The organism is Chitinophaga niabensis, from assembly GCF_900129465.1.
Classification (GTDB): domain Bacteria; phylum Bacteroidota; class Bacteroidia; order Chitinophagales; family Chitinophagaceae; genus Chitinophaga; species Chitinophaga niabensis.
In genome coordinates this window covers 2,315,150-2,328,355 of record NZ_FSRA01000002.1, presented here as the reverse complement: position 1 = coordinate 2,328,355, position 13,206 = coordinate 2,315,150, and the positions used below count along the sequence as shown (strand labels likewise).

The window sequence follows — 13,206 nt, the reverse complement described above, 5'->3', positions numbered from 1 at the left end:
GTAATTGGCAACTATAGGCCCATCATCACTATCTATAAGCTAAACCTGCCCCTTTAGCAGGATTTCTGTAATTTTGCATCCTTAACCAATTAACAGATGAGCAAGCTTGGAAAAGTGCTGGTTGCCATGAGCGGGGGGATAGACAGTACGGTCACTGCCCTGATGCTCCATGAGCAAGGCTATGAAGTGGTGGGCATCACCATGAAGACCTGGGATTACGCTTCTGCCGGACCTTCCAAAAAGGAAACGGGCTGCTGTAACCTGGATTCTTTTAATGACGCCCGGGCTGCTGCCGTACATCATGGCTTTCCGCACTTCATTTTAGATATCAGGGATGAATTCGGGGATTTTGTGATCAACAATTTCGTGGATGAATACATTGCAGGCCGCACGCCCAATCCGTGTGTGTTGTGCAATACACATATCAAATGGCGCGCCCTGATGAAACGGGCGGATGCCATGGATTGTGAATTCATTGCTACGGGCCACTATGCCAAGCTCCGTATGGAAAATGGCCGCGGCGTGATCAGCAAAGGAGTGGACGAAACCAAAGACCAGAGTTATGTGCTCTGGGGGCTGGACCAGGATGTAGTAAAACGTACCCTGCTGCCCCTGGGTGGATACCGCAAAACGGAGATCCGCCAGATGGCCATGGACTTCGGTTATCCTGAACTGGCTAAAAAGGCGGAAAGTTACGAGATCTGCTTTGTGCCGGATAACGACTACCGTGGTTTCCTGAAACGCAAAGTGGATGGCCTGGAAGAAAGGGTGAACGGGGGCAATTTTGTACTGGCAGACGGCACGATCGTGGGTAAACATAAAGGTTACCCCTTCTATACCATCGGGCAGCGTAAAGGGCTGGATATTGCTTTGGGCAAACCCATCTTTGTTACAGAGATCATCCCGGAAACCAATACCGTTGTACTGGGTGAGGAACATGAGTTGAACCGCAGTGAAATGACGGTAGGCGGCATCAATTTCGGTAAATATGATCATCTGCCGGAGGGCATTGAGTCTATTGTAAAGATCCGGTATAAGGATAAAGGTACCCTGGCCAATGTTTACAGCGGGACCAATGATACAGTGAAAGTGAATTTCTACGAGCAGGTGAAAGGCATTGCCCCTGGTCAGTCTGCCGTGTTCTATGAAGGAGACGATGTATTAGGCGGCGGCATCATTCGCCGTTAAATGCTATAAAAGGCAAAGAGGGCTGTTCCCATAAAAAGGAACGGCCCTCTTTCTTTTATGTCTAATCCTTGCTTTATCCTTGCTTTAAAGTAGCTTAAACCCGCTCTGGATGGCAACATGAAGCAAGGATGAAGCAAGGATGAAGCTACCATGGCAGGTTTGAGCCTAAAAGCCCGTTACCCGCCAGGGGCGTTTTGCGACAACTATACTGATCTCCCTGCCACCGCTACAAACATCGTATCCGCATTCCGCTCATACCCGCTCACAATTCCGCTCTCTTCTATCTTCAACCCACACTCCTGTTCCAGGAAGGCTACGGCCTCCTCATTTTCTTCCCTGAACACCGAGCAGGTGATATACACCAATGTTCCTCCGGGGGCCAGAAAAGGGGCCACATTACGGGCTATCTGTTTTTGCAGGGTTGCGTATTCCTTGATCTGTGCCGCTTTGAAAAAAGTGATGCTTTCCGGCGTACGCCCCCAGGTGCCGGAACCACTGCAAGGCGCATCGAGTATAATACCGGAAAATTGCGTGCGGGGCAGCGATGCTCTTAAAGCAGGCGAAGTGAGGTCCAGCACTTTGGAGCTATAGTTCTTGAGGCCCGCTTCTGCAAAACGCCTGCGCAGGTTCTCCAGGATGCTCGCCCTTACATCACTGGCAAAAAGATGAATCGCAGGTTGCAGATCGTGCAGAAGAATGGATTTTCCGCCACTCGCCGCACAGCAATCCCACCAATGCTCTCCTGCCTTTGGATGAAAACGGAAACCGGTTTCCTGTGAGGACAGGTCCTGCACTTCATACCAGCTTTTATCCGGGATGATCAGTTCTGTTTTTGTGCCGTTCGGTAATGCGATCGTATTAGCACCGATCTGTTCATACATGTAATTCCCTTCCAGCAAACGAAGGATGGCAGCTAACTTACCGGGCCGGGCACGCAGGAATAATTTAGGTTGTTGCAGGAAGGAACGCGTAAACCGTTCCGCATCAATGCCGGCAGACAAATGTTTTGCAAAAGGGAAAGCGGACGTTGCATCCCATTGGAGCCCCAGGGTTGCCAGTTTATCTTCAAACGAAGCAGCTACATTCCATTCCGGCTTAAAGAAGGTCAACAATTCATCCGGCGCCTGCTCACACAGGAAGGTGCCAAGTAAGATCCTTTCTTTCAGAGGAAGGGAAACCTCCCAGTTCCCCAGCCGGAAGAAGTGATACACTAATTGCTGCACCCTCTTCCTGTCGCGGCTTCCCATGTGCGGATGCGCCTTGAAGAATGTTTTGAGATAGTGATGCAGGGGCAAACTTCCGTTATAACCTGTAATGATCTTCTCTGCAGCAATGATGTAATTTTCCCAACGCGTCATGTTCGCAAAGATAGGGATACCCGCCACTTTTTTTATTATCTTCATATCTATCTAAACCTTGCTCCAATGCGTTGCGCAGTTACCTTTTTACTTTTATGCCTAACCATTAGTTGCTTTTCCCAGGAAAAATATTCCGCTGAAACAGAAGAAAAGATCCGCCAGGTAGAAAATAGCCTCGGCAGCTGGGTATCTTTCGATAATGCCCCACCCCTGAAGCTCAACCTCCTGGAACGGATGAAGTATTACAGGGTACCGGGTATCAGCATTGCCGTGATCAGGAATTACAAACTGGAATGGGCACGCGGTTATGGTTTTGCAGATGTGGAAGAAAAAAGGCCCGTTACCACGCAAACACTTTTCCAGGCTGCCTCTATCAGTAAATCCCTCAATGCAGTGGGCATATTAAAACTGGTAGAACAAAATAAACTGAGCCTGGACGAAGACATTAACAAGTACCTTAAAAGCTGGCATCCTTCCGCAGATTCCGGCAAGATCACCATCGCGAACCTCCTGAGCCATACTGCAGGCCTTACAGTACATGGATTTGGAGGGTATGATGCAAAGGATACATTGCCTACTGTGCAACAGGTCCTGCAGGGAAAGAAACCAGCCAACTCCCCGGAAGTGAAACCTGCATTTGCTTCGGGCACGCGTTTTCAGTATTCCGGCGGTGGCACTACTATATCTCAACTGATCCTTACAGAACAAACGGGCAGGGCCTATGATCAATACCAGCAAAAGGAAGTGCTGGACCCTATGGGTATGACCAGCAGCTTTTATACGCAGCCGGCGCCGGTTTCCAAAAAAGACCTGCTGGCTACGGCATACCGCGCAAACGGTAATCCGGTAGAAGGAAAATATCACGTGTATCCTGAAATGGGCGCCGCCGGCTTATGGACAAATCCTGTAGATCTCAGTAAATACATTATCGAAACACAACTGGCCTATGAAGGCAGATCTTCCAAAGTATTATCACAGGCCATGACCAAAAAGCGGCTCACACCTTATATTGATAAAAGTGCCGCGCTGGGTGTTTTCATCATGGATAACAAATGGTTCAATCATAATGGCGGTAACGAGGGTTTCAGATGTGTGTACTATGGAAGCCTCGAAGGCGGCAACGGTATGGTGATCATGGTGAATTCTGATAATTTTGAAGTGATCACGGAAGTAATGAGAAGTATTGGCGCCACTTACGGATGGAATGAATTCAATAAGACCAGTGTACGTTCACTGGCTACTGTACCGGCAGACACATTGAAACAATACCCCGGCACCTACAAATTCCAGAACATCACCCTCACCGTAACCGAAAAGGATAACACCCTTTTCATCCGGCAGAATATGGGCAATACTATGCAGATGTATTTTACTTCCAATAATGATTTTGTGATTATGGATGCTCCCTCAGACAACCGTTTTGAGAATGGAGACCTGGTAGTAAAACAAGGCGGCAGGGAACTCCGTTTTACGAAGCAGTAAAATAATTACCAGCCAATTAGTCACAATTGTGTATTTTGTGCAAATAATCAACCATTTAGATAGAAATTATCAAAAAATAAGATGCAGTATTAGTTTTTGTTATGCATGCACTGGCCACTTTTGAGGATGACGCATTACTGGATTTAATCAAAGCAGACAACAGGATAGCGTTCAATGAGATCTACAGCCGATACTGGGACCGGTTGTATGCCACTGCTTTTCATCATCTCAAAGATTCCACCGCCGCAGAAGAAATCGTACAGGATGCATTTATTACTATCTGGCAAAAACGCCATGACCTGCATATAGAAAGTCTTCCCAAATACCTGGCTGCCATGGTCCGTTATGCCGTTTATCGCAGGATGGCCCGGGAACAGCAACGCCAGCAGCACCAGCTTTCCGCCGGTGGCCTGAACCCTGCCGTTACGGATGCAAAAGATGTAGATCACAAGCTCCTGCTGGAGATCGTGGATAAATTAAGCTGTGAACTCCCCGAAAAGTGCCGCCTGGTATTCCGCGCCAACAAACTCTACGACCAGCCCCTTGAAGATGTGGCCCGTGAACTGAATATATCCCGCAAAACCGCCGAAGCCCATCTCACCAAAGCCTTAAAAGTAATTCGCCTCAACCTGGGAAAAGCATTTCACTTCTTTTCCTGGTTCCTGTAAAAAATATTTTCTCCACACTAAGGGTAAGTGTATTCCAAAGCACTCTATATAAGAAACACCCTTCCACAATCAACCATGGAACAAGAACAAATCAATAAACTGGCACAAAAGTTCCTGGAAGGGACGGCTACTGACGCAGAACAAAAAATGCTGCACGATTGGTACGATGGCATCAATACGCACGAAGAACTGCCTGTGGACGGAGAAGCCCTCCGCCTTCGCATGCAGCAAGCCATTGCCAACAGAACAGCCAAACGCCGGCCATGGATAAAACGCCTGGCTGCCGCAGCTGCCGTTTTATTAGTGATCACCGCCGGAACTTATTTACTGCAAAGGAATAAGCCGGTACAAACAACCAAAACGCATCCTTATAAAGAAGATGCGGCACCCGGTACCAATAAAGCCATCCTTACCCTGTATGATGGTACTACCATTGAACTGGACAGCTCCAAGAACGGCGCATTGGGCAAACAGGGTAATACAACGATCTTAAAAACAGCCGGCGGGCAACTCGCTTACCAAAGCAATGACCAGCCTGCAAGCCAGGAGGTCCATTATAATAAAGTAGTTACGCCGCGCGGAGGTCAATACCAGATCATGCTGCCTGATGGCACAAAGGTTTGGCTGAACGCAGAATCATCCCTGTACTTCCCCGCAGAGTTCACCGGGAAAGAACGGAATGTGAAACTTACAGGAGAAGCCTACTTTGAAGTAGCACACAATGCACAGGCGCCTTTTATTGTAAGCGTGGCAGATGTAGATGTGGAAGTATTAGGCACGCACTTCAATGTAATGGCCTATGCCGATGAACACGCTATCAAAACTTCCCTGTTCGAAGGAGCGGTGAAAATAAAAGATAACCTGCTGCGCCCCGGTCAGCAAATGCAGGTGTACAAAGACGGGCGTTTCAAAGTGGTGACAGACCCTTTCATGGAAGATGCCATCGCGTGGAAAGACGGGATGTTTGTTTTTAATAACGACAACCTGGATAATATCATGCGCAGGTTAAGCCGCTGGTACGATGTAGAAATAAGTTTTTCAACTGATAAAATAAGGAACAACGAATTCACAGGCCAAATATCGAGACATGAGAAATTATCGGAAGTTCTGAAGATGCTGGAACTTACCGATGCTGTACATTTTGAGATAGAAAGAAAGAAAATTATAGCCATGCCGTAATAATACAGGCAGGAACAGATATTAACGATCAACCATTGAATCAGGACCAGTAAGTATAACTGGCTATTCCGCGCAGGCTGAGCGCGCACTTGTTGCTATTAATTACTTTTTAAAAAAGTATCGTCTAGTATGAAACTAACTGACTATTTAAAGTCACCTCCCGGGGTGACAGGGCTTCGTATTGCCCGTTTGCGGCCAGGTAAAAGAACACACCTGCTGGCCCTATGCCTATTGCTTGTTTTTATGCAGGCTGCTGCCAATGTGTATGCACAAAAGGTTACACTGTCCGTAAAAGACATGCCGCTGACCAGGCTGTTCAGGGAAGTGAGAAAGCAAACAGGTTTTGCTTTCCTTTACAACAACGCTTCTTTGCAAGCCACCAAACCTGTAACCATACAGGTTTCCGGCGCATCGCTGGAAGAAGTGATGACGCTGGCCCTGAAAGGTCAGCCGCTCAGCTACACCATTTCAAATAACACCATCATCCTTAAAAGCGCACCTGTTCCAAAAGAGGAAAAACTGGTACAGGTACTTCCTATCGAAATAAAAGGAAGGGTACTGGATGCTAAAACAAAAGAACCGGTAGTGGGCGCAACCGTTGCCGTTAAAGGAACCAGCACCGGCGCTATTACAGACCTTAACGGAGATTTTGTACTGAAGATCAACAAAGGGGATCAGTTGCAGATCAGCTTTATGGGGTATGAAACGCAATTACAGAAACCGGATAAAGACGGGCGTTTTGTATACTCCTTACAAACATCACAACAATCTATTAAAGATGTGGTGATCACAGGGATCTTCAGCCGCCCTAAACAAAATTTCACCGGCGCCGCTTCTTCTTTTACCAATGAAGACCTGAATAAAGTAACCAATTCAAACGTGCTCACGGCGCTCAAATCGCTGGACCCATCCTTCCAGATGCCGGAGAACATCAGCTTTGGTTCTGATCCGAATAAATTACCGGAAGTTGTGTTAAGAGGTGGGAACAGTCTTGTTGATCCCAGCCAGAGCAGCACTTCCAACGTGTTCAATTATTCCAACGCACCCAATGTGCCCCTGTTCATCCTTGATGGTTTTGAAACCACACTTTCGCGGATCAACAACCTGGACATTAACCGTATTGCTAAAGTAGATATCCTCAAAGATGCCGCAGCTACGGCCATTTATGGTTCCAGGGCGGCGAACGGCGTTATAGTGATTGAAACCATCCGCCCTGCCAGCGGCCAATTGAGGGTTACCTATAATGCTACGTTAAGAACGGATGTACCGGACCTTACCGGTTATGATCTGCTGAATGCCCGTGAGAAACTTGATCTTGAAGTACAAACAGGCGTATTTAATAACACTTTCAATTTTGTAGATGAACAATTAAAATACTACTACAATCAAAGAAAAGCAAATGTGGAACGCGGTGTGAATACAGACTGGTTATCTAAACCACTGCGCACCGGCGTAAGCCACAAACACAATTTATATGTGGAAGGTGGCGCTAACGATGCGCTGTATGGTGTTGGCCTTACCTACGATAATGTACAAGGCACCATGAAAGGTTCCGGCCGCACAATTATCACAGGTAATTCTTACCTCAGTTACCGGTACAAGAACTTCCAGTTCAGGAATGACCTGACCCTGAGTTTCTGGAATGGAGACAACTCTCCATATGGTTCCTATACCCAGTATTCCCGCTTAAATCCTTATTGGACACCTTATGACGAAAAAGGCAATCCGTTGATCTACCTGGAAGATGTACGCACAGTAGACGGTACCAGGTTAACCAACTTTGACAGGTACGACAATCTTGAAGGTGGCGGCGTGGGCAGACCGGTAAATCCTCTGTATAATGCCAGCCTGAACATTGCCAGCTTTTCGAAGAACCAGACGATCACCAATAACTTCTCAACACAATGGCAGGCCTTCCCCTGGTTACGTTTTTCCGGCCGCCTTGCCATTACAAAGCAGGTGGATGAATCGAATAACTTCAAACCTGCGCAACACACTTCCTTCGTTAATAAACCTACTTATGAAAAAGGTTCTTACGTAAAGAACTATGGCAAACAGAACATGCTGGAAGGAATGCTGATGGCAGATTTCAATAAGAAGATAGACCGGCATCTGATATTTGCCACACTGGGCCTGAATGTACAGGAAACGGGCAATGGCATTGAATTTTATGAAGCACAGGGTTTCCCCAATCCAAGATTGGACCAGATCATCCTGGGCAGCCGTTACCCTACAGGTGGCAAACCTTTCGGATCCGAAAGCATATCAAGGCTCGCAGGCTACCTCGCTAACGTGAGTTACTCTTATGACAGCCGTTATCTCTTAGACCTCTCCTACCGCCTCGATGGATCATCCCAATTCGGATCAGAAAAACGTTTTGCACCTTTCTGGTCTACCGGTCTCGGATGGAACCTCCATCATGAAAAATTCTTAAGCCCCCTGCGCTTCATCAATCGTCTTAAACTCCGTTATTCAGTAGGTTACACAGGGTCTCAGAACTTCCCCAGCTTCCTGGGCATCACCACCAGTGCTTATTATGCAGAGGTTGATTACCGCGGTGTATTGGGCTCCCGCTTAATGGGATATGGTAACCCTGCACTCGCATGGCAGCAAACCTACAAAAATAACCTGGGCGCAGATATCACGCTGTTCAATAAGCTGGATATCACCGCCAACTATTTTGTTGAAAGAACAAAAGGCAGTGTGGTAAGCATTTCCACCGCTCCTTCTTCCGGGTTCAGTTCCTATTCCGATAACATGGGGGATGTACTGAGCAAAGGCTGGGAAGTGAACGCCCGTTACAATATCATCAACAATCCAAGGAACAGGAACAACTGGTCCATATTCGTGAATGCTTTCTCTGTGAAGAACACCATTGAAAGGATCTCGAATACGATTGCCCAGATGAACAAAAAGGCAGACACTTCAAAATCGACATTGCCGCTTCCCCGCTTTGCAGCAGGGCGTTCTATTTCCTCCATCTGGGTAGTGGAATCGCTGGGTATTGATCCGTCTACTGGCCTGGAGATCTATAGAAAAAGAGACGGCACCCTTACCAACACTTACGATCCGTTGGACCAGGTGATCATGGGAGACACAAGGGCTAGCGTGGAAGGAACTTTTGGTACCAATGCAGAGATCAATGGTATTGGAATGAATGTATTCTTCCGTTTCCGATATGGCGGGCAGGCTTATAATCAAACGCTGATAGACCGCGTGGAGAATGTAGCTTATACTTATTATAATGTTGACAGAAGAGTGTATGAAGAGCGCTGGATGAAACCGGGCGACCACACTTTCTTTAAAGGCTTCACCAATGCCGGTGGTGCTTCGATGGATGAAACCAAGGCCTCTTCCCGGTTTGTACAGGATAATAATGAATTGATCTGCGAAAGCTTATCTGCTTATTACCGGTTCCCGGAGCAACTGAATAAAAGACTGCGTTTGCAGAATACCCGCATCACTTTCTTTACCAGCGATCTGTTCCGTTTTACCAGTATTAAAAGAGAACGCGGCCTGTTCTATCCGTTCAGCCGTACTTTCAGCCTGCAATTACAAACCAGTTTCTAGTGCTTAAAAATACGAACATGCAATTTAGTCGAAAATATAGCCTGATCTGTCTTCTGGGAGTTGCCATTTCATTGGCCTCCTGTAAAAAATGGCTGGACGTAAAGCCCAGAACACAGATCAAGGAATCAGAACAATTTTCCACCCGCCAGGGTTTCATTGATGCCCTCTTCGGCCTCTATCAGCGTACAGCTACAGACTCCCTCTATGGCCAAAGCCTGAGCTTTGGTGTGCTGGATGTACTGGCCGGCCGGTATGAGAATAAAACAAGTACCGGTAACTGGTATGGTAACCTGGCCAGGTATAATTATACCGCCACTACTCCCGGCGCATTAAACGTGGAACGTAAGATCAGTGAGATCTGGGGCGCCGCCTACTCTGCCATTGCACAGGCGAATTACATCCTCAAGAATATAGATAACCGCAGGGATATCCTGGATGATAACACCTATAACATCATCAAAGGAGAAACCATCGGCATGCGCGCCTTTCTGCATTTTGATCTGCTGCGCCTCTATGCTCCGGCCTATAATACAGCCAATGCAGAAAAACCTGCTATCCCTTACATGGAGCAATTCACCATCATGCCGCAGGACAGGCTGACAGTAGCCGCCGTGATGAACAAATGCGAAAAGGAATTACTGGAAGCGGAAACATTGCTGGCCGTGAATAAAGATATCGATCAGATAGCCGGCAACCAGGGTTCAACTTCTGTAGACCTCTTCCTGATGTACCGCCAGAACCACCTGAACTACTGGGCAGTGAAAGCTACGCTGGCAAGGCTCTATCTCTACAAAGGCGATAAGGTGAATGCCCTGAAGTATGCCAAAGAAGTGATAGATGGTAAGAAGTTCCGTTTCATCACTGCCGCAGAGATCAATAACGATGCCGGCAGCCTCGCTTCCGACATGACCTTTTCATCAGAACACATCTTCTCCATTTATGTTTCTGATCTGAGAAGAGTAGTGGAAGATATCTTCAAACAATCTCCCAACAATAACAACGATCTCCGTGACCTGTACAGCACCCTCTCAAAAGTGGAGGCGATGTATGAGGTGACCCAGCCTGGTTATGGTACAGATCTTCGTATCCCGGGTGCTTCAAAACCTTTGTGGACGAATGCTACCATCGTGAACATCCTTTATGTGTACACGAGGAAATACCATACGGATAACCAGGATAATGTAAAACAGAGGCTGATCCCTGTAATACGTTTGTCCGAAATGTACTACATCGCCGCAGAAGCTGCTGCCACACCGGATGAGGGATTACCCTACCTCAACACAGTAAGGGTAGCCCGTGGTTTACCCGCCCTGGCAACATCGGCTACGCTGGAAGCAGAGATCCTGAAAGAATACCGGAAAGAGTTCTACGGAGAAGGGCAGTTATGGTACTACTTCAAACGTAAGAACACGGTAACTATTCCAGATGGTGTAGGCAACCCGATGACGGAAGCGAAATACATCTTCCCACGGCCACTGGCTGAAATTGAATTTGGTAAATAAAAAACGGAAAGAAGATGAGATCATATATATATTATTTCCTGCTGCTCACAGTAATACTGGCCGCCTGCGGTAAAGACGACAGGCTGATGTACAAGGAAGATCCCCGGATCTACTTTTCCAAGTTTGCCACCAATCCTGACAGTACGGATTATTCCTTCGGGGTTAAACCTGCAACGTTGATGACAGACACGGTTTACCTCACCCTGCGTATCATGGGCACCGCCACAGATAAAGACAGGGAGATCAAACTAACCATTGCTGATTCTTCCAAAGCAAAAGCCGGTTATCATTATAACATAGGGCCATTGGTAATGCCTGCTAATGCATATGAAGTAAAAGTACCGGTATACCTCTATCGCAAACCCGGTTTAAAGGATAGCATCGTAACGATTGATTTTACGGTGGTGGATTCCAAAGATTTCAAACCCGGTTATGGAGACAAGCCCGGACTAAGCGTATATGACCGCCTGCATTATAAGATCAGCTTCAATGATCAATTGCTGAAACCCGCATCATGGGATTCCCGCCTCGCGGTAAGCTTTGGTGTATACTCTGCCACCAAGTTCAAGTTCATGATCCAGGTAACAGGTAAAACAGACTGGAACAGTACCATTTTCCCGGGAGATCAAAACTTCCTGATCCAAACCGTAAAACTGGCGCTCTATAATTATGAACAGGCCAATGGCCCCATGCTGGATGAAAACGGCGTTCGCGTTGTATTCCCTTAACCGATCAAATGAATCTACATGAAAGCTAATCTAACCATCATAAGCATACTGGCCGTGTTGTTCAGCAGTTGTTATAAGGACAAAGGCAACTATACCTATGCAGAACTGAACAAACTGCAAATAACGGACACCTATGGCGCTGTTAATGTGCCCATCACTTTCGGGGACACGCTGAAAATAAATCCGAAGATCACACAAACCACCTCGCCAAATGAAGAGAACCTTACATTTGAATGGATGGTGTTTGATAATTCTCCGGCCAGCAATTACAACTTACCTAAAACAGTGATCGCTACCACCCGCAACCTTGCGGTAAAGATCACGGAGCCGCCGTTCTCTTTAGGCCAGAACTACCGCCTTACCTATAAGGTAACAGATAAACGTACCGGCGTAAGTTCTTTCCTCTTTTACAATCTTACTATTATCAACAAGTATGCACAGGGATGGATGTTCCTGGAAGATAAAGCAGGCGTAGGCGATTTCTCTATGATCCTGCCCAACGGTTCTGTAGAAAGGAATGTGTATTCCTCGCTGAACGCAGCAAACCCAATGGGCAAACCCGTGAAGCTGGAGATCACACCTTTCCAGATCACGGACGACCTCTCTCCTTCTTCCAAAAAGATCTACCTGCTCACAGAAACAGATGGTATGGAACTGAGTTATCAAACCATGTTGAAAAAGTTCAACTATGGTTACCTGTTCTATGCAGCACCATCCATCGTAAAACCTGCCCGTCATACCTGGGCCAGCAGCAGCACCGGTACCAGTTTATCCGGTTCATTAGGTGTGGCAATAAATGATGGCAAGCTGCATACCAACCTCGTAGGTGGTTTCCCGGGTTCAAAGAAATGGGGAGCATCCCTGCTCACACCTGCCGGTAATCAGAATTATACCCTGGCGCCTTTTGTAGCCGGTGGTACTACTTACACGGTTACGGTATATGATGCGCTGAACAAACGTTTCTACAGTGCAGGAGGTACCGTGCTGAATGCATTCCCCGGAGCCGCCAGTTCAGTATTTGACATGAACAATGTTGGCATGGACCTGTTATACATGGATTCTGCCAACGTAGTGCGCGAATACAACTGCGTGTTCAAAGATGAAACCAATACGCCCTGGCTGCTGAAGTTCAAAACAGTGGCTACAACCGCAGCGCCAGTTATTACCCTGCTTAAAACACAGATGAGTGCGCCCGATATTGTGAACTTGACGGCTGCCGCATCTTCTACCCTCACACCACATATCTATTACGGCGTAGGCAATAAGATGTACAAGTACGAAACCACTTCCAATATCACTGTTCCGCAATTCACTTTCCCTGCCGGCGAAACAATTATCAAAATGAAGTTTAACCGCGTACCGGGTGGTACCTCTCAACTGGTAGCTGTTACCTGGACGGGCACAGAAAGTAAAGTGTACTTCTTCGATGTTTCCACCGTAGGAGATTTTACTACTTACACCAATGTTTACAGTGGCTTTGCAAGGATCGTAGACCTTGGATATAAAGTACCATAACCTTAAAAAATACTTT

The 13,206-nt window shown here is 46.9% G+C and carries 9 protein-coding genes; 8 read left to right on the top strand and 1 reads right to left on the bottom strand.

The annotated features are described in order from the left end of the window. Nucleotides 1–96: 96 nt before the first annotated feature. Nucleotides 97–1,188 (top strand): tRNA 2-thiouridine(34) synthase MnmA, encoded by a 1,092-nt coding sequence (mnmA, locus tag BUR42_RS26700; RefSeq protein ID WP_074242594.1) that lies wholly within the window; start codon nucleotides 97–99, stop codon nucleotides 1,186–1,188. A gap of 203 nt (nucleotides 1,189–1,391) precedes the next feature. On the opposite strand, the gene BUR42_RS26695 is transcribed toward mnmA, so the two are convergent. Further along, complete coding sequence (locus BUR42_RS26695; protein WP_084185905.1) at nucleotides 1,392–2,591, bottom strand: RsmB/NOP family class I SAM-dependent RNA methyltransferase; 1,200 nt, start codon at nucleotides 2,589–2,591, stop codon at nucleotides 1,392–1,394. Nucleotides 2,592–2,612: 21 nt separating this feature from the next. Between BUR42_RS26695 and BUR42_RS26690 the strand changes: the two genes are divergently transcribed. From BUR42_RS26690 to BUR42_RS26660, 7 genes are all read left to right on the top strand, one after another. Next, nucleotides 2,613–4,028, top strand: a complete 1,416-nt coding sequence (locus BUR42_RS26690; protein WP_074242592.1) for a serine hydrolase domain-containing protein — start codon at nucleotides 2,613–2,615, stop codon at nucleotides 4,026–4,028. A gap of 101 nt (nucleotides 4,029–4,129) precedes the next feature. Continuing rightward, a complete protein-coding gene (locus BUR42_RS26685; protein ID WP_074242591.1) occupies nucleotides 4,130–4,696 on the top strand; it encodes an RNA polymerase sigma factor in 567 nt (188 codons plus the stop codon). A 75-nt stretch (nucleotides 4,697–4,771) separates the two neighbouring features. Continuing rightward, nucleotides 4,772–5,875 (top strand): FecR family protein, encoded by a 1,104-nt coding sequence (locus BUR42_RS26680; RefSeq protein WP_074243246.1) that lies wholly within the window; start codon nucleotides 4,772–4,774, stop codon nucleotides 5,873–5,875. Nucleotides 5,876–6,004: 129 nt separating this feature from the next. After that, the gene (locus BUR42_RS26675; RefSeq protein WP_084185844.1) at nucleotides 6,005–9,445 is read left to right on the top strand and encodes a SusC/RagA family TonB-linked outer membrane protein; all 3,441 of its coding nucleotides are present in this window, start codon (nucleotides 6,005–6,007) and stop codon (nucleotides 9,443–9,445) included. 17 nt (nucleotides 9,446–9,462) lie between these two features. Further along, nucleotides 9,463–10,947 carry a RagB/SusD family nutrient uptake outer membrane protein gene (locus BUR42_RS26670; RefSeq protein ID WP_084185843.1) on the top strand — a complete coding sequence of 495 codons (1,485 nt, stop codon included), beginning with the start codon at nucleotides 9,463–9,465 and terminating at the stop codon, nucleotides 10,945–10,947. Nucleotides 10,948–10,961: 14 nt separating this feature from the next. Then, nucleotides 10,962–11,675: a DUF4843 domain-containing protein gene (locus BUR42_RS26665; RefSeq protein WP_074242588.1), complete on the top strand. Its 714-nt coding sequence runs from the start codon at nucleotides 10,962–10,964 to the stop codon at nucleotides 11,673–11,675. Between the two features lie 18 nt (nucleotides 11,676–11,693). After that, nucleotides 11,694–13,190: a PKD-like family lipoprotein gene (locus tag BUR42_RS26660; protein WP_074242587.1), complete on the top strand. Its 1,497-nt coding sequence runs from the start codon at nucleotides 11,694–11,696 to the stop codon at nucleotides 13,188–13,190. The last annotated feature ends 16 nt before the right edge of the window (nucleotides 13,191–13,206 follow it).

Coding starts and splice junctions, on each gene's coding strand:
- mnmA (WP_074242594.1), top strand. CDS start 97: ATGAGCAAGCTTGGAAAAGTGCTGGTTGCCATGAGCGGGGGGATAGAC.
- BUR42_RS26695 (WP_084185905.1), bottom strand. CDS start 2,591: ATGAAGATAATAAAAAAAGTGGCGGGTATCCCTATCTTTGCGAACATG.
- BUR42_RS26690 (WP_074242592.1), top strand. CDS start 2,613: ATGCGTTGCGCAGTTACCTTTTTACTTTTATGCCTAACCATTAGTTGC.
- BUR42_RS26685 (WP_074242591.1), top strand. CDS start 4,130: ATGCATGCACTGGCCACTTTTGAGGATGACGCATTACTGGATTTAATC.
- BUR42_RS26680 (WP_074243246.1), top strand. CDS start 4,772: ATGGAACAAGAACAAATCAATAAACTGGCACAAAAGTTCCTGGAAGGG.
- BUR42_RS26675 (WP_084185844.1), top strand. CDS start 6,005: ATGAAACTAACTGACTATTTAAAGTCACCTCCCGGGGTGACAGGGCTT.
- BUR42_RS26670 (WP_084185843.1), top strand. CDS start 9,463: ATGCAATTTAGTCGAAAATATAGCCTGATCTGTCTTCTGGGAGTTGCC.
- BUR42_RS26665 (WP_074242588.1), top strand. CDS start 10,962: ATGAGATCATATATATATTATTTCCTGCTGCTCACAGTAATACTGGCC.
- BUR42_RS26660 (WP_074242587.1), top strand. CDS start 11,694: ATGAAAGCTAATCTAACCATCATAAGCATACTGGCCGTGTTGTTCAGC.